12 protein-coding genes and 1 tRNA gene are annotated in these 19146 nt (G+C 72.4%); 5 read left to right on the forward strand and 8 right to left on the reverse strand.

Annotated elements, in window-relative coordinates:
• Together FRAEUI1C_RS01545 and dacB are read right to left on the reverse strand one after the other, a co-directional pair.
• Positions 1 to 1101, reverse strand: a complete 1101-nt coding sequence (locus FRAEUI1C_RS01545; protein WP_041259938.1) for a zinc-dependent metalloprotease — start codon at positions 1099 to 1101, stop codon at positions 1 to 3.
• Between the two features lie 198 nt (positions 1102 to 1299).
• Positions 1300 to 2784, reverse strand: a complete 1485-nt coding sequence (dacB, locus tag FRAEUI1C_RS01550) for a D-alanyl-D-alanine carboxypeptidase/D-alanyl-D-alanine endopeptidase (protein ID WP_013421518.1) — start codon at positions 2782 to 2784, stop codon at positions 1300 to 1302.
• 497 nt (positions 2785 to 3281) lie between these two features.
• On the opposite strand from dacB, the gene FRAEUI1C_RS01555 reads away from it, so the two are divergent.
• Both FRAEUI1C_RS01555 and FRAEUI1C_RS01560 read left to right on the forward strand, forming a co-directional pair.
• Positions 3282 to 3830 (forward strand): inorganic diphosphatase, encoded by a 549-nt coding sequence (locus FRAEUI1C_RS01555; RefSeq protein ID WP_013421519.1) that lies wholly within the window; start codon positions 3282 to 3284, stop codon positions 3828 to 3830.
• A gap of 97 nt (positions 3831 to 3927) precedes the next feature.
• The gene (locus tag FRAEUI1C_RS01560) at positions 3928 to 4251 is read left to right on the forward strand and encodes a hypothetical protein (RefSeq protein ID WP_198318688.1); all 324 of its coding nucleotides are present in this window, start codon (positions 3928 to 3930) and stop codon (positions 4249 to 4251) included.
• An 89-nt stretch (positions 4252 to 4340) separates the two neighbouring features.
• Here the strand turns inward: FRAEUI1C_RS01560 and FRAEUI1C_RS01565 are convergent.
• Positions 4341 to 4412: transfer RNA gene (locus FRAEUI1C_RS01565), tRNA-Thr, on the reverse strand.
• 641 nt (positions 4413 to 5053) lie between these two features.
• On the opposite strand from FRAEUI1C_RS01565, the gene FRAEUI1C_RS01570 reads away from it, so the two are divergent.
• Positions 5054 to 5779, forward strand: a complete 726-nt coding sequence (locus FRAEUI1C_RS01570) for a response regulator transcription factor (protein ID WP_013421521.1) — start codon at positions 5054 to 5056, stop codon at positions 5777 to 5779.
• Between the two features lie 81 nt (positions 5780 to 5860).
• Here the strand turns inward: FRAEUI1C_RS01570 and FRAEUI1C_RS01575 are convergent, their stop codons facing one another.
• Positions 5861 to 6949: a PSP1 domain-containing protein gene (locus tag FRAEUI1C_RS01575; RefSeq protein ID WP_013421522.1), complete on the reverse strand. Its 1089-nt coding sequence runs from the start codon at positions 6947 to 6949 to the stop codon at positions 5861 to 5863.
• A 562-nt stretch (positions 6950 to 7511) separates the two neighbouring features.
• Between FRAEUI1C_RS01575 and FRAEUI1C_RS01580 the strand changes: the two genes are divergently transcribed.
• Positions 7512 to 7697: a lasso RiPP family leader peptide-containing protein gene (locus FRAEUI1C_RS01580; RefSeq protein WP_013421523.1), complete on the forward strand. Its 186-nt coding sequence runs from the start codon at positions 7512 to 7514 to the stop codon at positions 7695 to 7697.
• Positions 7698 to 7930: 233 nt separating this feature from the next.
• Positions 7931 to 9202: an FAD-dependent monooxygenase gene (locus FRAEUI1C_RS01585; RefSeq protein ID WP_013421524.1), complete on the forward strand. Its 1272-nt coding sequence runs from the start codon at positions 7931 to 7933 to the stop codon at positions 9200 to 9202.
• On the opposite strand, the gene FRAEUI1C_RS01590 is transcribed toward FRAEUI1C_RS01585, so the two are convergent.
• The 4 genes from FRAEUI1C_RS01590 to FRAEUI1C_RS01605 all read right to left on the reverse strand — a co-directional run bounded on the left by FRAEUI1C_RS01590 (position 9199) and on the right by FRAEUI1C_RS01605 (position 18861).
• Entirely contained in the window at positions 9199 to 10455 is a 1257-nt protein-coding gene (locus tag FRAEUI1C_RS01590; RefSeq protein WP_013421525.1) for a DNA polymerase III subunit delta', read from the reverse strand. The two genes, FRAEUI1C_RS01585 and FRAEUI1C_RS01590, sit on opposite strands and share 4 nt — an antisense overlap.
• Positions 10452 to 12914: a bifunctional MFS transporter/dTMP kinase gene (locus FRAEUI1C_RS01595; RefSeq protein WP_013421526.1), complete on the reverse strand. Its 2463-nt coding sequence runs from the start codon at positions 12912 to 12914 to the stop codon at positions 10452 to 10454. Before FRAEUI1C_RS01595 ends, FRAEUI1C_RS01590 begins: the two co-directional genes overlap by 4 nt.
• The gene (gene topA, locus FRAEUI1C_RS01600; RefSeq protein WP_013421527.1) at positions 12914 to 15892 is read right to left on the reverse strand and encodes a type I DNA topoisomerase; all 2979 of its coding nucleotides are present in this window, start codon (positions 15890 to 15892) and stop codon (positions 12914 to 12916) included. The genes FRAEUI1C_RS01595 and topA overlap by 1 nt, the downstream gene beginning before the upstream one ends.
• A 584-nt stretch (positions 15893 to 16476) precedes the next feature.
• Positions 16477 to 18861 (reverse strand): sodium-translocating pyrophosphatase, encoded by a 2385-nt coding sequence (locus FRAEUI1C_RS01605; protein WP_013421528.1) that lies wholly within the window; start codon positions 18859 to 18861, stop codon positions 16477 to 16479.
• Between the last annotated feature and the right edge of the window lie 285 nt (positions 18862 to 19146).

A 19146-nucleotide genomic window follows, 5' to 3' on the forward strand; every position in this document is an offset into this window, starting at 1 on the left:
CTAGGCGGAGATGGACGGACGGCTACCCAGGACGCGAGCCATCCAGGCCCCTGGGTCGGCGATCTCGGCCTGGCTCGGCAGCGTAGCGGGCGACTGCCAGACCAGGTTGAACCCGTCGACACCCGCCTCGGCGACGACCGCGCGCACGAACGCGCCGCCCTGCCGGTACTGGCGCAGCTTCATGTCCAGGCCGAGCAGCCGGCGCACGAACCGGTCCAGCGGCGAGCCGCCGGAGCGACGGGTGTCGAACCTCGCGCGAATGTCGGCGACGGTCGGCACCACCTGCGGGCCGACGGCGTCCATCACCTGGTCGGCGTGGCCCTCCAACAGCGTCATGAGCGCCTGCAACCGGTCGAGCACCGACCGTTGGGCCGGCGTCTGGAGTGCCTCGACCACGCTCGGGGCGTCCGGGCCGCGGTCGCGCACGGCGCCGCGCAGCGCTCCGACGGCCGAGCGCAGCCGGTCCGCGAGCACGTCAGGGTCCAGGTCGGTGGCCTCGATGAAGGCGCCGATCTCGGACTCGAGGTGGGCGCGCAGCCACGGCACGGCGGTGAACTGGCTGCGGTGGGTCTGCTCGTGCAGGCACACCCACAGCCGGAAGTCACGCGGGACGACGCCCAACTGGCGCTCGGCGTGCGCGATGTTCGGCGCGACCAGGCTCAGCCGGCCCACCGGCCCCGCGCCGTCGGCCCAGTCGGACCGCGCCGGCGTGGCGGTCGGCCCGTACTCCTCGGGCGGGAGGAAGACCTCGTACTGGCCGAGAACCTTGCCCGCGAGGTAGGCGAGCGCCGAGCCGAGCTGCACGCCGGTGACGCGGCGGCCGACGGCCGTCGACAGCGAGCCCTTGGCGTTGTCGGCCAGCCGGTCGAGCAGCGGGGTAGTGATCATGCGAAGGCCGGCGACGTTGGAACGGGCCCATTCGGGCCGGTCGACGACGGCGATCGGCGTCACCGCTGCGGCCGGCCGCAGGTGGGTGTAGTCCTCGACGTGCCGCTCGGCGTCCACCGCGAGCCTGCGCAGGCTGCTGACGACCTCGTCGGCCTCGGCGCGGGTGAGCTGCGGGCCGGGCCGGACCAGCTTGCGGGCCGTCGCGACCGCCAGATCCCAGTCGACGGGCTGCTGGTCGGCGTGTTGCCCGTCGTCGGGCCGCTTGTCCTCGGGTTCGCTGTCCTGGGGCTGCGCGTCCACCACGGGGACCACGCTACCCGCTCAGGGCTATTCGATCTTGAGAACCGCCACCCCGCCGATTCGCCGTGCGCCGGTCCGTGGCATCGCCCCGGATGCTGGCCGCGGGTGCGGTCAGTGCCCGCGCTGGGTGGCTGCCTGCGGCTCGCCGCCCTTGTCGGGCTGGACGGGCGCCGTGCCGGCGGACGTGGAGGCCGGCGGCCCGGCGGCGGAACAGCCGCAGCCGGCGAGGGCAGCGGCGACCCGGTCGAGGCTCGCCTTCGCGGCCGTCGACTCGTTGACCGGCGCGAAGAAGCCGAACAGCAACAGCCGCCCGTCCGCGTCGACGAGCTGGCCGGCGAGGCTGGTGACGGTGCTCAGGCTGCCGGTCTTCGCCCGCACGTCGCCGGCGGCCGGCGCGGTGTCGGTGCCGCCGTACCGGTCGCCGAGCGTGCCGGAGAATCCCGCGATCGGCAGGCCGGTGATCAGCGGGCGCAGCTCGGGATGGCCGGGCAGCGTCGCGGTCCGCAGAATCGCCACCAGCGTCCTCGGCATGATCGCGTCCGTCACCGACAGGCCGCTCACATCGGCCAGTGACATCCCGGCGGTGTCGATACCGAGCTGTGTCAGCACCTTTCCGACGGCGGCGGTCGCGCCGGCGAACGTCGGCGGCAGCCCGTGGGCGCGCGCGACGAGCCGGCCGAGGCTCTCGGCGATGTCGTTGTCCGAGTCGGTCAGCATTCGCTCGACCAGCACCGGGATCGGGGGGCTCGCGGCCGTGGCGACCGTCTTGGCCGCGGGGTCGGCCGGCCCGGTGCCCAGGCCGCCCACGGCGACGCCCGCGGTGTGCAGCGCGGCCGCGAACGCGCCGGCCGCGGCGGCGTCCGGGGTACCGGTTCTCGGCCCGACAGCCCCCGGCGTGGGCCGGCCCGCGTCGACCTCCAGCGCCGAGACCGGTGTGACGTCGCCTTCGGACACGTAGACGTCCTTCCAGCCGGGCGCGGTGGCCGGACCCTGGTAGAGCGTCCCGTCGCCGATCAGCCGGCTGACCGAGGTGATCCCCGCGGCGTGGACCTGGGCGGCCAGCTCCGAGAGCTTCGCGCTGATGCTGGCCGGGTAGCCGGCCGGGCCGGTCGCGGCGGTCAGCGTCGGGTCGCCCGCGCCGACCAGCCAGAGCGTGCCGCCCTGGCGGACGCCCGGGCCCGGGGTGGACGGCCCGGCGGGGGGCGGCAGGTAGACCACCCGGGTCGTCAGCCGGGTGCCGGCGGAGAAGGTACGCAGCGCGGCGGCGGCCACGGCGGTCTTCAGCGTCGAGGCGGGCGCGGTCGGCACCGAGGCCCGTTGGTCGAACAGGACCTTCCCCGTCAGGCCGTCGACCACCAGGCCCGCCGGGCTGCCCAGCAGCGGGTTCGCGAAGGGCCCGGCCAGGCGGCCGGAAAGAGCGGCCGGATCCGGGAGCGGGCGGTTCGCGGCCAGGCCTGCCAGAGGCGCCGCGCTGACCGGGGGTACCGTCGGGCCGGGCGCCTTGTCTCCTCCGGGCCCGGGGGAGATCGTCAGCGATCCGGCGAGCAGCGCGCCGGCCAGCGCGGTGAGGCCGCCGACCCGGGCACCTGCTGTCACGGATGGAGCCTACGGTCGCTCGCTCCGGTCCGGCTGCCGGGGCGACCCCTTCGATGACCTTTGGCGGGGATATCCCAGGCGGGCTCGTGTGTGGCTGGTCCGGGCGCTCCGGCAGGATATCGGCGGGGGCTGGACCTGGAACGCCGACTGACAGAGGTTCCGGGGTCAACCGCCCGTGGAACAGGTACTGAAGGTTATGAAGAGGTCACTGCGGCGGCGGTCGGGTGGGGCCGGGCAACGAGGTCGGAACCTCGGGGTGGGGTAGGCCACATCGCCGGAGCTGCGGACGGTCCGATGTCCGTCGACACTGGACGAAGGCACGATTCACGAACCTGGTGTGATCAGACGGCTTGTTCTGGTCGCCGCCGGGCGAACGCAGGTCGGTCCTGGGCCGACCGGGCACCGAGCCGGAATCCGACCCGCGGAAACCGGCTGACTGGAGAGAAGCCGCGCCCATTCGGGGCTCGGCTGTCAATAAGAAGGAGACAGGGAGCGGCGTGGACCTCGAGTTCGACGTGACCATCGAGATCCCCAAGGGGCAGCGCAACAAGTACGAGATGGATCACCACACGGGGCGGATCCGGCTGGACCGGATGCTGTTCACCTCCACCCACTACCCGTCCGACTACGGGTTCATCGAGGGCACGCTCGGCCGCGACGGTGACCCGCTGGACGCGCTCGTGCTGCTGGAGGAGCCGACCTTCCCGGGCTGCCTGGTGCGCTGCCGGACGATCGGCATGTTCCAGATGACCGACGAGAAGGGCCCGGACGACAAGGTCCTGTGCGTGCCCGTGGCCGACATCCGCCAGGAGCACCTGCGCGACATCCGGCACCTGCCGGAGTTCGACCGGCTGGAGATCCAGCACTTCTTCGAGGTCTACAAGGACCTCGAGCCCGGCAAGTCGGTCGAGGGCGCCAGCTGGGTCGGCCGCGCCGACGCCGAGCGCGAGATCCTCGCGTCGATCAAGCGTCTGGAGACCGACGGGGCGGAGCACGCTCCCGTCGTCGACGAGGTCGAGACCGAGGCGGAGACCGAGACCGCCTGAACTCCCCGCGGCCCGACCGGGCCGCACACATCGCAAGGCCCCGGCAGGTTCGCGAACCAGCCGGGGCCTTCTCGATGTCTCGGGTCTCGTGGCTGTCGTGGCCTGGCGCGGCCTGCGCGGGGCCGGCCGGCTGGCCCGGCCGCCGAGCGAGGCGACGTACGATCCGGTCGTGTCGTCGCGACTCGACAGATCGTGGTTGGTTCTCGCCAGCCACCAGACGGCCGAGGCTGATCGCTGCGTCGACATCTTCAGACGCCCCGAGGGGACCTTCGGGTTCGAAGAGTTCCGCAAAGACCCAGAAGACATGGGCAGATGGACGCCGGTCAGCTACTTCTCAGGCTGGCAGTACCCAACGGAAGACGAGACCCTCGACGCCGCCTGCGCGACAGTGCCCTGGCTCGGCCCGCTCGTAGGCCGCTGACCGCTTCGATCCCGGGACGTCAGCAATCAAGCTGGCCTGTCCGGACTGATCGTGCCTGACGGGCGACTGCCCTGGTCGGCGGGGGTCTGAGCCGAAGGCGGGGATTGAACCCGCGACCTATCGCTTACGAGGCGATTGCTCTGCCACTGAGCTACTTCGGCGTACGCACCAGCAGGACCTACTGGTTGGCGCGGCTCCGAGTATGCCAGATGGGATGACCTGCTGACCGGTGCGCCTCGGGGGTAAACAGTGCCCGCTGGGCACCGGCTCCGTCGGGTGGTTCGGCCCGCGGGGAGATCGGCTTGGGGCAGCGGCCGGGGCTCCGGCGTGGGCGATCTCCTCCGGCTCCTCCGGCCAGGTAGCCAGCCGATCACCGCGTCCCGCGGAACGCGAAGATCGGCCGGCTACCTGGCCCGCGGAGATCGCGCCAACGCCTGACTCTCCGTCCGGCTGCCTCTTCCTGTGGCACATGGGCGGACACCGGATCCGTCGCGCGCGGCGGGGGCTGGCCGGTCGTCCGCGTCTGCCGGCTCGGTGTCTGGTTGGGAGCACGTACGGCATCTGGGGGGCTTGTGGTGTCTGTGTGTGCTCCTAAGGTGCCCGCGAGCGCGGATTTGGCGTTGGGCTTCCGGATCGTGTGGTGACGGACTGATGGGTGACTAGGGGTACAGGTGAGGGTTTGGTGACCGGAGGCTTTGGTCCGGTTACGACCGTGTGTCGAGATGGCCTCCTCCGTGGCCCGAATTTCGTCAAATGCGACCCCGCTCGCAGTGGCACCGGAGAGGTTGCGTAGGGTTTCGGCATGACCGGGGAAGCAGTCGCGACGACGACGCGGGGAGCATCGCTCCTCGTCGCCGAGGACGACGAAGCATCGCGCGTCGCACTCGCGCGCAGTCTGGAACGTTTCGGATACCGCGTTCTGGAGGCGGCGGACGGCGAGACCGCGCTGCGCCTGTTCCAGACCACAGAGATCGACTTGGTCGTGCTCGATGTCGCGATGCCGCGCATGGACGGCTTTGCCGTGCTCAGCCGGCTGCGGCAGACGAGCGAGGTCCCGGTGATCATGCTCACCGGCCGGGCCGAGGAAGTCGACCGGGTGGTCGGCCTGGAGCTCGGGGCGGACGACTACGTCGTCAAGCCGTACTCGCTGCGCGAGCTGGTCGCCCGGGTCAGGGCCCGGCTGCGCCGCCGTCCCGTGGAGGCGCCGCCTCAGCGGTCCGGGGACGGCAACGAGCCGCTGATCTACGGCGACGTGTCGATCGACCTGCGCGCCCGGGAGGTGGCCGTCGCCGGCGAGCGGATCGATCTGACCGCTCGCGAGTACGAGCTGCTGGCCTTCCTCGCCCGGCACCCGCGCCGCGTCTTCAGCCGCGAGGAGCTGTTGGAACAGGTCTGGGGCACGCGCTTCCAGGACCCGGCCACGGTGACCGAGCACGTCCGGCGGGTCCGGACGAAGGTCGAGGGGCGGCCCCCGCAGCGTCGCCTCGTCACCACCCTGCGCGGCATGGGCTACCGCTTCGACCCGTGATCCGTTGATCGCTGGCCCTGAGCTGGGGGCGCCTCCGTCCGGTCGGGCGGAACGGGGTCCCCAGTTGAGGGCCGTCCACGGTTAGGCCGGGCCGGCGGGGCGGGAACGTCGCCGCCGAATCCGATGGTGACCCCCTTCGCCCGAGTCGGTCTGGCCCGCCGCGGTTTCCGCGTCGGGCCGTTCGGCGTTGCCCGCCCCGCCGGGCCCCGGGCCTCGGCTCACGGCCTCCGTCGCGACGCCCGCCGCGGTCGAGCCCGCGCCGACCTGGGCGGCGTCGCGGCCGGCGTCGGCCTCAATCTGGCCGGGACCCGCACCGGCGAGGACGGCGGAGTCGCAGCCGGAGGACGCGGTCGCCGGGTAGGCGGCGTCGTGAGCGCGGCGGGACGAACAGACGTCGGACCGGTCGCACGCCTTGCGGCCCCCCGCGTCGAGCGCGACGACGACCTGTTGGCGCGGTACGTCATGGGCGATCACCCGGCCGGGGCCGTCGGGCGTGCGCGCCTTTGCGCCGACCGCCGGGACGGCGGCGGTGAACTCCTCGTACAACGGGTGTTCGTAGCGCAGGCAGCACATCAGTCGCCCGCAGGCACCGCTGATCTTCAATGGGTTCAGGGCCAGGTTCTGGTCCTTCGCCATCCGGATGCTCACCGGCTCGAAGTCGGTGAGGAACGTCGAGCAACACAGGTCTCGGCCGCAGGAGCCGATCCCACCCTGAAGCTTCGCGCTGTCCCGCGCGGACAGCTGGCGTAGGTGGACCCGGGTGTCCAACGTCCGGTTGAGGTCACGGACGAGCGCGCGGAAGTCGACCCGCCCCTCGGCGGTGAAGTAGATCGTGAAGGTGTCGGCGGAGCTGACGTGGTCGACTCCGACGATCTTCATCGGCAGTCCGTGGTCGCGGACCAGGCGCCTGGCGGCGACCCTCGCCTGGGCGCGCCGCCGCCGCGAGGCCGCCTCACGCTCCACGTCGTGGTCGGCCGCGAGCCCTACCAGCACCGGCAGGTGCCCGATGTCCTCGCTGACCCACTGGGGCGCCCACATGCAGGTGGCCACCTCGGCGCCGTCATCGGTCGGGACGAGCACCCGGTCGCCGACCTTCGGCGTGAGTGACCCGGGATCGGCGTAGTAGAGCTTCCCTCGAGGGGAGAAAGCCACCGCGCACATCATCGGCATGGGTGCCCGCGCCTTCCGTGTCGCTGCCGGCGACCGCGCCTGCCGCGACAAGCCTCGGCGTCGGCGGGGCAGGGAACCCGTCGTGTCCGCGCCGATCGGGAGATCGGCACCGAACGTGGTCATCCAGGCCGTGGCCGGAAATCGGGCGGAGGAACCGGCGGGAATCGCCCTGCGGGCCAGAGCGTACGTCCGGTGCCGTCCCCGGGCATCAGGTTCGCCGGGTCCTGGGCGGTTCGTCCTCAACCTGCTGGTAACGGCGGGATCTGCGCAGCGTGCTGAACCGTCGGTGAACCGGCCGGTGGCATCCTGGTAACCGGTTGACTTCGGACGGTAATCCGCGACGACCGTTCCCACCTTTGGATAAAGATTCGCGACGCCCGGAGTCGCCGAGGTATGTGCACGCTGAGTAATGAACGGCGGATGAATCCTCAGGTGGGAGGCTAGTGACTGGTCGGATGCGGGCGGTTATTACGCCTGATCGACGCGTCGGTGCTTAGCCGATGGCCGTCGGCTTGTTCGGCCGAGGGCGCCTAGGAGCGCACTTACAGGGGGAGGAAACATCATGAAGGCTACGTATCAGGCCCCGACCCTCCAGGATGCCGGGTCCTTCCGCGACCTCACCGGGTACGGCTTCGTCGGCGTCGGCGGCTTCGGCGGCTGGGGCGGCGGCGGCTGGGGCGGCTGGGGCGGCGGCTGGGGCGGCTGGGGCGGCGGCGGCGGCTGGGGTGGCTGGGGCGGCGGCTGGTAAGACAGCGGCCCTGGCGCCCGTTGAGGTCGTGGACGCCTCGATTCGAGACAGCCTCACATGCAGGACCCGTCGGTGGCGGTGGTCGTTCGATGACCACCGCCACCGGCGTTCGCTGGGACGGGCCTGGCGGGCTGAGCTGTCCGGCCGGCGGGCCGCCGCGTCGGTGGCGCCGGGAGTGGGTACCCACACTGCAACACGTGGTGACTGAACCCTCACGGAAGGCGACGGCTCGGATGAGGATTGTTTGTGTCGGCGGCGGGCCCGCCGGGCTGTACTTCGCGATCTGCGCCAAGCGGCGCAACCCCGACCACGAGATCACCGTGCTGGAGCGGGACCCGGCTGGAGCGACCCACGGCTGGGGGGTCGCCTACTGGGAGCCGTTGATCGACAACATGTTTCACAACGACCCGGTCTGCGCGCTGGCAGTGCAGGACGCCGCGGCGCTGTGGCAGGAGCACCGGCTCGCCGTCGGCACTCGGACGGCCTACCTGCCCGGCCACGGCTACGGCATCCAGCGGTCGGTCCTGCTCGACGTGTTCGCGCGGCGCGCGACCGAGCTCGGTGTCCGGCTGCACTACCGCCAGGGCATCGTCGACGAGGCGGAGCTGCGCGCGTTGTGCGCGGAGAACGACCTGGTGGTCGCGGCGGACGGCGGGCGCAGCCAGGTGCGGCGGCTGGCCGGGACGGACGTCTTCGGCACCCGTCTCGAAGAGGGCCTGAACCCGTATATCTGGCTGGGCACCGACCAGCGGTTCACGGACTTCCGATTCGCGTTCCAGCGCACGCCACATGGCTGGATCTGGTTCCACGCCTACCCGTCAGCGTCGGATGTCGGGACCTGCGTGTTCGAGTGCGCGCCGACGACCTGGACCGGGCTCGGTCTGGACCGACTCGACGACGCGGCGGGGCGCGAGCTGCTGGAGACGATCTTCGCCGACCAGCTCGCCGGCCACCGGCTCCTCGGCGGCGGCGAAGGCGACCGGGGCACGAGTCGGCCGGCCCACTGGCAGCGGTTCACCCATGTCAGCAATCGCTCGTGGCGGCACGACAACATCGTGCTGATCGGCGACGCCGCGCACACCACTCACTTCACCTTCGGGTCCGGAACCGCGCTGGCGATGATGGACGCCGTCATGCTCGCCCGGTTCCTGCGCCGGCACGACGGCGACCTCCCGGCGGCGCTGACGGCGTTCGACACCGCCGGGCGCAAGGCACTCGGCCGGGTGCAGGCGCACGCGCGCAGGGGATCGGACTGGTTCGAACGGATCGACGACCTCTTCGACAACGAGCTGGCCAGCCCGCAGGACAGTATCGACGGGCCCGATCCGGTGACGGTCGCCGCGGCGCTGTCCAGCCGCCATGGCGGCGGTATCCAGCCGCTGCGCCGCCGCGTGCTGCGCTCGAACCAGGTCCCGGCGGTGCGCCGGGTGCGCCGGGAGGCCAGCACGGGCGGCCGCTGGCTGCGCGAGCGCCGCCGCGCCCGCGAGCTGACCCGAGCCGGCTAGGGCTCTCGAAGCGTCAGGGCGAGGGACTCGACGGTGAGCTGGGCGACCAGCCCAGGGTTGGCCGCCAGGGCGTCGCGGGTGGCGAGCACCGCCTCCAGGCGCTGCAGCGTGCGCTCCGGCGTCGCCCTGGCCGCCAGGCTCGCGATCTCGCGGGTGGCGTCCGGATTGACCGGGTCGACGGTTGCGCCGAGCTGTCGGGCGAGGACGTCGCGGTACAGGCCGGCGAGGTCGAGCAGGGCCCGGTCGAGCGAGTCCAGGACGGTGCGCCGGCCCCGGCTCTTCTGCGACTTCTCCAGGTCCTTGAGGGCGCCGGCCGCGCCGCGCACCATCATCGTCTTCGCCTTCGGGGCGGCCTTCGTGACACGTTTGGTCCGGCCGGTGCCCCCGGACGAGGTGGCGCCCATGCCGAGCGCGGTGCGCAGCGCGCCGGCCTCCGCCTCGTCGCGCTCGGAGTTCGCGGTCTGGGCGTCGGCGTTCGCGGCGGCGACGAGGTCGCCGGCCGCCGCCAGGCACTCGGCGACCCGTCCGAGCCGGCTCGGGAGCGCCAGCACCTGAGCCCGGCGGCCCCGGGTCTCGTCGTCGGTGGCCAGCAGCCGCGCCCGGCCGAGGTGGCCTTGCGCCGCCCTGGCCGCGACCTGGGCCGTCGCCTCGTCGACCCCGTCGCGCCGCAGCGCTCCGACCAGGTCGTCGACGGTCGGCAGCCGCAGCGCCACCACCCGGCAGCGGGACCGGATCGTCGGCATGACGTCGTCAACGGAGGGCGCGCACAGCAGGAACACCGAACGCTGCGCCGGCTCCTCCAGCGCCTTCAGCAGCGCGTTCGCGGCCGAGTCGGTCAGCCGGTCGGCCTCCTCGATGAGCAGGATCCGGTACCGGCCGCTGGTCGGCGCGCTCGCCGCGTCGCGGACCAGCGCCCGGACGTCCTGGACCCCGAGTGAGAGCCCCTCGGCCCGCACCGTGCGCAGGTCGGCCGCGGTGTCGGTGAGCACCGTGTGGCAGCCGACGCACTCCCCGCAGCCTGGCCGCGCGCTGGTGCCGTCGGCGCGCACGCAGCTCAGCGCGGCGGCGAAGGCCCGAGCCGCGTCCGTCCGGCCAGCGCCGGCAGGACCGGTGAACAGCCACGAGTGGGTCATCCCGGCGCGGGCGGCCGCGAGCGCTCCCTGCGGACCGCCGACGAGTGTCGCGGCGGCAGCCGCCGCCTCCAGGGTCTCGACCACCGCGTCCTGGCCGACGAGCGCGTCCCAGACGGTCATGCCGACCCCTCAGGCCCCGCTCCGTCGACGGAGCCGGCCGGGCGGCCGGCGCCGTTCGCCCTGCCGGGGTAGGCGGCGTCGTACAGCGCGTCGTCGTAGACCGGGTCGTGATCGGTGGCGGCTGTCGCGGTGGCCGCCGTCGCGGGCTCGGTGAGCCGGCGTTGGACGGCCTGCCTGATGCGGCCGCGCAGCTCACTGGCCGGGGCCGTCCCGTCGAGAACCAGGTAGCGGTGCGGCTCGTCGTCGGCGAGCTGTAGGAGCGCCGCCCGCACGCGTTGGTCGAACAGCCCGCCATGGCCGTTCGCGCGGGCGCCGTTCGTGGACGTGCCGTTCGCGGGAGTGCCGGGCGCGGACGGGTTCCTGGGCTCGACGTCGAGCAGGATCGTCACGTCGGGCACCAGCGACCTGGTGGCCCAGTGCGACAGGATGGTCAGCTCGTCCAGGGCGGCACAGGCCTCGGCGCTCTGACGGGCTATCTCCGCGTCGACGTACGAGTCGGTGAGCACCACCGCGCCGCGGGCGAGGGCTGGCTCGATCACCCGGGCCACGTGCTCGGCGTGGATCGCCGCCGTGAGCAGTGCCGTGGTCCGCGGGTGCAGCCCGGCGGCCGGGTCGGGCTGCACGGTGCGCAGCGCGGCCTCCAGCTCGGAGGTGTCGGCCGGGCTCTCCGCGGTGACCAGCACCTCGCGGCCCGCCTCCAGCAGCCACCGACGCAGTGACTCCAGTTGGTCGGCCCGGCTCCTGAAGTCGGCGCCCTCGATGGCGACGAAAAGCCCGGCGTGGCGCGGCCGGCGGACCCCGCGGCGGCCGCGCAGCGCGTTCCACAGCTCCGGCAGCACCGGAACGCCCGAATGATCGTCCATCTGCCGGTAGGCGAACAGGCCGACCACGATGGCCAGGGCACCGCCGGCCAGGAGCACCACCGTCACGCCATCGGCGCGGACGTTGACCTCGCCCCAGAGGTGAATCTGATGGGTGCCGATCAGGCCGACCAGCGCCGGCGCGACCGCCAGCACCAGCAGCAGGTCGACCCGGACCAGCGACTGCACCAGCGCGAACGTGCGCCCGCGCAGCTCGTCGGCCACCTCCGCCTGCAGCAGCGTGTTCCCGGTGACCCAGGCGACCCCGGCGAACATCCCGACCAGCACGACCAGGATGCAGGCCAGCACCAGGTTCGGGATGATCGCGACGAACACGAGCGTGATGCCGGCGCCGGTGACGCAGACGCCGAACAGGCGGGTACGGCTGTAGTCGCCGAGCAGCCTCGGCCCCGCCGCCATCCCGGCCGCCAGGCCCACGAACACCGCGCCGAACAGCACGCCGTAGGCCGAGTCGCCGCCGCCGAGAATGTGCACGTAGAGCCGGCCCAGCGCGATCACACAGCCGGCGCCGGCGAACCCGCCGAGGATGCCGACGACCAGGCCGCGTACCAGCCGGTCCTGGCCGACGAACTTCCAGCCCTCGGTGATCGAGGCGAAGAAGCCCGGCTCCGGGCCCTGGTCCGGCCGCTGGGCCTTGCCGATCGAGCGCAGTCCCCAGATCACGATCGCCGAGAGCAGGAAGGTGACCGCGTTGAAGTAGAGGGCGAGGTCGACGGGCGAGTCCCGGAACCACGGGTAGCTGGGCGCCAGGCTGCGGGCCAGTGTGGCCAGCAGCGCGAAGATCGCCGCGGCCACCGGCGCGCTGCCGTAGGTGGTGATGAGGCTCAGCGTGTTCGCGGCCGCCAGCCGCTCCTTGGGCACGAGGTGCGGGACGCTCGCCTCCTTGGCCGGCGCCCACAGCAGCGTCACGCACTCGACCAGGAACGACGCGATGAACAGCCAGGCCAGCGTCCCGACGATCGGGATCGAGGCGAACAGCGCGAAACGCATCAGGTCGGTGACGACCATGGTGCGGCGCCGGTCGAGCTTGTCCGCGACCGCGCCCGCGATCGGGCCGAAGATCAGCGCCGGCATCAGCCTGATGATCAGCAAGGAGCCGATCCCGTAAGCCTGCCCGGAGAAGCTGTGCGCCAGCTCGGCGACCATCGCCGTCGTGGCCAGCAGGCCCATCCAGTCCCCGAGGCTGGACAGCCCGAGCTGGATCCACAGCCGGCGGAACTCCGGGATGCGAAGGACCGCGCGGACGTCGCCTTCGTCCGAGCTTGCCGGGGCTCGCCGCTCCGGTGGCTCGGGGACGCTGGTGACCGGGTGCTGCCCGACCGACCGGTGTGCCCAGCCCGCCCGGCGCGCGCGCCGCACGACTAACGCCGTGTCCGCGCCCTCCGGCCCGTCGGCGGGCAGCTCGGCGCGCCCGTTGGGGGCCGTGGCTCCCGACGGGCCGTCCGGGCCGTGCGCCGCCCTGGAGGGCGCGGCGGCCTGTGGGCCCGGGGAGCCGGTCCCCGGCTGGTCATCGCGGGCGTCCTGGAAGCCGAGCTGCGCTCGGCGAACGGAGCCTTCCGCCTCGTCCGCCGTCGACATCAACCCTCGCCGGCGCCGTCAGCGCCGGACGCGGACCGCTTCGTCGCGCGCGTGCCGGTCTTCGTGGTCGTCTTCGCCGTGGCCTTGGCGGCGGACGACGCGCGTGCCGAGGACTTCGCCTTGGCGGTGCTCCCAGCCTTCGCCGGCGCCTTGGAGCCGGCCCGAGCGTTGGCGCGGCGCGGGGTCGCCGGGCCCCGGGCCCGCCGGTCGGCGAGCAGCTCGGCGGCGCGCTCGATCGTCAGGGTGTCGATCTCGTCGCCCTTGCGCAGGCTGGCGTTGGTCTCGCCGTCGGTGACGTACGGGCCGAACCGGCCCTCCTTGAGCACCATCGGCTTACCGGTCGCCGGGTCCGCGCCGAGCTCGCGCAGCGGCGGGATCTCGGCCGCGCTGCGCCGGCCCCGCGTCTTCGGCTGGGCCAGCAGGTCAAGCGCCTCCTGGAGCGTCACCGTGAACAGCTGCTCCTCGTTCGCCAGCGAGCGGCTCTGAGTCCCGTGCTTGACGTAGGGGCCGTAGCGGCCGTTCTGGGCGGTGATCTCCTCACCGTCCTCGCCGGCGCCGAGCACCCGGGGCAGGGTGAGCAGCTTGCGGGCGTCGTCGAGGGTCAGCGTCTCCAGCGACATGGTCGACAGCAGGCTCGCGGTGCGCGGCGGCTCGGTGTCGGTGGTGACGTAGGGGCCGTAGCGGCCCGCCTTGGCGGTGATCGTGGCGCCGTTGTCAGGGTCGGTGCCGAGCACCCGGTCGCCCGACGGCGCGTCGAGCAGCTCCAGCGCCTTCGGGATCGTCAGCTCGTCCGGTGGCAGGTCCTCGGGCACGCTGGCCCGGCCCTCGCCGTGCTGGACGTAGGGGCCGTACCGGCCGACCCGGACGACGACCGGAACCCCGTCCTCGGCGGCGCCGAGCGGGATCGAGTTGACCTCACGGGCGTCGATCTCGCCGAGCCGCTCGCTGACGAGGTGCTTCAGGCCCGGGTCGGGGGTGGCGCTCTTGCCGTTCGCGGCCGATGACGCCACCGGGGCGGCGGCGTCATCGCCGAAGTAGAACCGGGTGAGCCAGTCGGTCGATCCGGACGAACCGGACGCGATGGCGTCGAGGTCGTCCTCCATCGTCGCGGTGAACCGGTAGTCGACCAGCCGGCCGAAGTGGTCCTCCAACAGCCCGACGACGGCGAACGCGACGAAGCTGGGGATGAGCGCTGAGCCCTTCTTCCAGACGTAGCCGCGGTCCTGGATCGTGCCGATGATCGACGCGTAGGTCGACGGGCGGCCGATGCCCAGCTCCTCCAGCGTCTTGACCAGGCTCGCCTCGGTGAACCGGGGCGGCGGGCTGGTCGAGTGGCCGCGTGGGGTGAGGTCGCGGGTGGCCAGCGGGTCGCCCTGGCGGACGTCGGGCAGCCGGGTCTCGCGGTCCTCGAGCTCCGCGTCCGGGTCGTCGGCGCCCTCGACGTAGGCCCGCAGGAAGCCGGGGAAGGTGATGACCTTGCCGGTCGCGGCGAACTCGGCGTCCTCGTTCGTGCTGGACTTGCCGCCGAGCCGGACGGTCGCGCTGGTGCCGCGGGCGTCGGCCATCTGGCTGGCGACCGTGCGCTGCCAGATCAGCTCGTAGAGGCGGAAGCCGTCGGCGTCGAGCTCGCGGCGGACCTCGCCCGGGGTGCGGAACGTGTCGCCGGAGGGGCGGATCGCCTCGTGCGCCTCCTGGGCGTTCTTGACCTTCTTCGTGTAGACCCGGGGCTTGTCCGGCACGTACTCCGACCCGTAGAGCTGCCGGGCCTGCTCGCGGGCCGCCGCCAGCGCCGTCTCGGACAGGTTCGTCGAGTCGGTTCGCATGTAGGTGATGTAGCCGTTCTCGTACAGCTTCTGCGCGATCTGCATCGTGCGCTGGCTGGAGAACCGCAGCTTGCGGCCCGCCTCCTGCTGCAGCGTGGAGGTCATGAAGGGCGGGTACGGCGAGCGCTTGTACGGCTTGGTCTCGACCGAGCGGACCGCGAACGCGGTGGCGGCCAGCCGTTCGGCGAGGCCCCGGGCCGCGGCCTCGTCGAGCCGGACGACCTCGGCCGAGGTCAGGTTGCCGGTGGCGTCGAAGTCGCGGCCGGTCGCCAGCCGACGGCCGTCGAGGGCCACCAGGTTCGCCGGCAGCGGCGTCGTGTCGGGTGCCTTGCCGTCGTGGCCGACGGTGGCGACGAACCGGCCCTCGATGTTCCAGTAGTCAGCGGAGCGGAACCGCATCCTGGCCCGCTCGCGCTCGACCAGGATGCGCGTCGCGACGCTTTGCACCCGGCCGGCCGAAAGGCGCGGCATGACCTTCTTCCACAGCACGGGGGAGACCTCGTAGCCGTAGAGCCGGTCCAGGATGCGCCGGGTCTCCTGGGCGTTGACGAGGTTCTCGTCGATCTCGCGCGGGCTGTCGACCGCGCGCCGGATCGCCTGCGGGGTGATCTCGTGGAAGACCATCCGCTTGACCGGGACCGTCGGCTTGAGCGTCTGCAGCAGGTGCCAGGCGATCGCCTCGCCCTCGCGGTCCTCGTCTGTCGCGAGGTAGAGCTCGCTCGCGTCCTTGACCAGCTCCTTGAGCTTGGACACCTGCGGGCGCTTGTCCGGGGTGACGATGTAGAGCGGCGCGAAGCCGTTGTCCACGTCCACCCCGAGCCGGGCCCACGGCTTGCCCTTGTGCGCGGCCGGCACGTCCGCGGCGCTGCGCGGCAGGTCGCGGATGTGGCCGATGCTCGACTCGACCTGCCAGCCCGGCCCGAGGTAGCCCGCGATCGTCTTCGCCTTCGCGGGCGACTCGACGATCACCAGTCGGTTGCCGGTGCCCGCCGGTGCCCGCCTGCGCCCGCCGCCGCGGGTGGTACCGGACGACGGCTCGGCGTCGTCGACCTGCTCGGCCAGGTCGACGATCTCGGCGTCGAGGTCGAGCGGTTCGGCTAGCGGTGTGGACGACCGGGACGGGGTCCGGGCCGTCGTCTTCGCGCGCGGTGGCACTGGTCTCCTCGGTACTGCGTGTGCTCGGCTCTGCGTTTGGTGAGCGTCGTGGGGCCCGGGAGCTACCCCGGCTCGATAGTGCGGCCCTCCGGGACGCTGCCAGAAGGTCAGCGACCACGGTAGGCCGGCTCGGTTGTCCGGAGTCGCGTCCTGGCAGCGGCCTCGGCTGCCGCGTGTCGTGCTGCACGGTACGCCGCGCCGTCGCGGTCGGCTGCTCGCCGCCCGGCCGGGTGAGGCCGGCGCAGGTTCGATCGTGGCACGCTCGCGACCGCGAGGGACGAGTCCCCCCGGTCACAGGCCGCCCGCCGGACTCCCGATCCCACCACTACCAGTGAACCCGAGATATCGCGAGAGTAGGGCCCGGCGCTCTGGGGGCCAGGTTACGGACCTGCCGGCGGGAGCCCAGGGGGCGCGCCGCCGGAGGTCCCGCTCCGACCGGCGGGGCACCCCCGATGGGGCCTCGGACGACAACGACCACCCGCCTCCGGCTGAGCCGGCGACGGGTGGTCGTTGGATGCGGACGCCTGGCCTGGCGGCGGTCAGGACCGCCGACTGGTCAGGACTGCCGGTCGGTCACGTCCCCGTCAGACGTTCACCTGGTCGGGGGCGGTCGCCGGCTGGCCAGCCGCCGTCGCCACGACGACGTTCGACGAGACCGCGGTCCCGCTGTCTCCCGGAACGGCGTCGAGCGCCGAGCCGCGCCGCTTCGAGATCGTGATCACCGTCGCGATCACGGCGAGCGCCACGATCGCGATGAGAACCCGCAGCCAGGTGTTCTTGTCCTGGCCGACGGAGAACTTGACCACAGTTGGCGCGATCAGCAGGCTGACCAGGTTCATCACCTTGATCAACGGGTTGATCGCCGGGCCGGCCGTGTCCTTGAACGGGTCCCCGACGGTGTCGCCGATGACCGTGGCGGCGTGGACGTCGGAGCCCTTCCCGCCGTGCATGCCGTCCTCGACCAGCTTCTTGGCGTTGTCCCAGGCACCGCCCGAGTTCGCGAGGAAGACGGCCATGAGCACACCACCGGCGATCGCGCCGGCGAGGTAGCAGCCCAGGGGCGGGTAGCCGAGACCGAAGCCGACCGCGATCGGTGCCATCACGGCGAGCGTGCCGGGTGTCACCAGCTCCCGCAGCGAGTCACGGGTGCAGATGTCGACGACCGCGCCGTAGTCGGGCTTCTCGGTGCCCTCCATGATCCCCGGGTGGTCCTGGAACTGCTTGCGCACCTCCCAGACGACCCGCCCGGCGGCCCGGCCGACGGCGTTGATCGCGAGGCCGGAGAACAGGAACACGACGGCGGCGCCGAGGATCAGGCCGACCAGCGCGTCCGGGTAGGCGACGTTCAGGCCGCCGATGGTGCCGCGGGTGGTGCTCGGGTTGACGCCCGCCTTGGCGAGAGCCTCGGTGATGGTGTCGGTGAACGACCCGAACAGCGCCGTCGCGGCGAACACCGCGGTGGCGATCGCGATGCCCTTGGTGATGGCCTTCGTGGTGTTGCCGACCGCGTCGAGCGAGGTGAGGATCGTTGCCCCCTCCTCGGTGACCTCGCCGGACATCTCGGCGATGCCCTGCGCGTTGTCGCTCACCGGCCCGAAGGTGTCCATCGAGATGATGACGCCGACGGTGGTCAGCAGGCCGGTTCCGGCCATCGCGACAGCGAACAGCGCGACGGTGATGCTCCCGGAGCCGAGCAGGTAGGCGCCGAACACCGCCGCGCTGATCAGGACCGCCGAGTAGACCGCCGATTCCAGGCCAACCCCGATGCCAGCCAGGATGTTGGTGGCGGGGCCGGTGGTGGAGGCGTCCACCACGCTGCGGACCGGCTTGCGCTTCGTCTCGGTGAAATAGCCGGTGAGCAGCTGGATCGCCGCCGCCAGCACGATTCCGATGAGGCAGGCGCTGATGGCGATGACCCGCGGGTCACCCTTCGGGACGCCGCCGGCCAGGTCGTGGAAGCCCTTGAAGCTGCCCGGCAGGTAGACGAGCGCGACCACCACGACGCCGATCGCGGAGATGACGGCCGAGATGAAGAACCCGCGGTTGATCGCGGCCATCCCGTCCCGGTCACCCGACCGCGGGGCCACCGCGAAGATCCCGATGACGGCGGTGATGACGCCGATCGCCGGGATCAGCAGCGGGAACACCAGCCCGTGCGAGCCGAAGGCCTTGATCCCGAGAATGAGCGCGGCCACCAGGGTGACCGCGTACGACTCGAAGAGGTCGGCCGCCATGCCGGCGCAGTCGCCGACGTTGTCCCCGACGTTGTCCGCGATCGTCGCCGCGTTACGGGGGTCGTCCTCGGGGATGCCCTTCTCCACCTTGCCGACCAGGTCGGCGCCGACGTCCGCGGCCTTGGTGAAGATGCCGCCGCCGACCCGCATGAACATCGCGAGCAGCGCGGCGCCGAAGCCGAATCCCTCCAGTACCTGCGGCGCGGTGTGCTTGAAGATCAGCACCACCACCGCGGCACCGAGCAGGCCGAGGCCGACGGTGAACATGCCGACGACGCCGCCGGTGCGGAAGGCCAGCCGAAGCGCGGCCTTCTCACCGCGCTCGTTGGCGGCCGCCGCGGTCCTGGTGTTCGCCCTGGTCGCCAGCGACATGCCGACGAAGCCGACGAGCGCGGAGAACACCGCACCCACGACGAAGAACGCCGACCGTCCGATCCGGGCGCCCAGGTCGTCGGCCGGCAGGGCCAGCAACACGAACGGGATGACGACGACGAACGCGGCCAGGGTTTTGAACTGTCGACTGAGGTAGGCCGCGGCACCCTCCTGGACGGCCTTTCCTACCTCGATCATCTTGGGGCCGCCCTGGCTCGCCGCGAGCACTTCGCGGACCAGATAACCGGCCACCAGCAGGGCCAACGCTGCGATGAGCGCCACACCGGCGACCAATCCCAGTTGCCCGCCAGTAAGGTCGATCCCAGTGCCCGCGGGTGACTCCGCGGCCTGGATCGGGGGCATGGTTCCTCCCGGTCTGCACTTTTTGTCCCCTGCCTGATCGGCAGCGCGTACCTCGTCATCGCTCGACGAAGCACGCGCGTCCGACGGTCACAGCGCGGCGCCGCATCTGACGACGCCGTGGGTGGTGACTCGGGGATGTTGTGGACTCGCGGTTTCCGCGGGTGGCGGCGCGCAGGCGACATCGCCCCGCGGGACCGGCTGCAACCGATCCCGCAGGCAGTTCCAGTCGGGGTCGCGGTGCCCTTTTCGGGGGCGTCACGAGTGAACCGACCGGGTCGGCGCCTG

This window comes from Pseudofrankia inefficax, from assembly GCF_000166135.1.
GTDB lineage: Bacteria > Actinomycetota > Actinomycetes > Frankiales > Frankiaceae > Pseudofrankia > Pseudofrankia inefficax.

Coding starts and splice junctions, on each gene's coding strand:
- FRAEUI1C_RS01570 (WP_013421521.1), top strand. CDS start 5,054: ATGACCGGGGAAGCAGTCGCGACGACGACGCGGGGAGCATCGCTCCTC.
- FRAEUI1C_RS01590 (WP_013421525.1), bottom strand. CDS start 10,455: ATGACCGTCTGGGACGCGCTCGTCGGCCAGGACGCGGTGGTCGAGACC.
- FRAEUI1C_RS01595 (WP_013421526.1), bottom strand. CDS start 12,914: ATGTCGACGGCGGACGAGGCGGAAGGCTCCGTTCGCCGAGCGCAGCTC.
- FRAEUI1C_RS01585 (WP_013421524.1), top strand. CDS start 7,931: ATGAGGATTGTTTGTGTCGGCGGCGGGCCCGCCGGGCTGTACTTCGCG.
- FRAEUI1C_RS01575 (WP_013421522.1), bottom strand. CDS start 6,949: ATGCCGATGATGTGCGCGGTGGCTTTCTCCCCTCGAGGGAAGCTCTAC.
- FRAEUI1C_RS01580 (WP_013421523.1), top strand. CDS start 7,512: ATGAAGGCTACGTATCAGGCCCCGACCCTCCAGGATGCCGGGTCCTTC.
- FRAEUI1C_RS01605 (WP_013421528.1), bottom strand. CDS start 18,861: ATGCCCCCGATCCAGGCCGCGGAGTCACCCGCGGGCACTGGGATCGAC.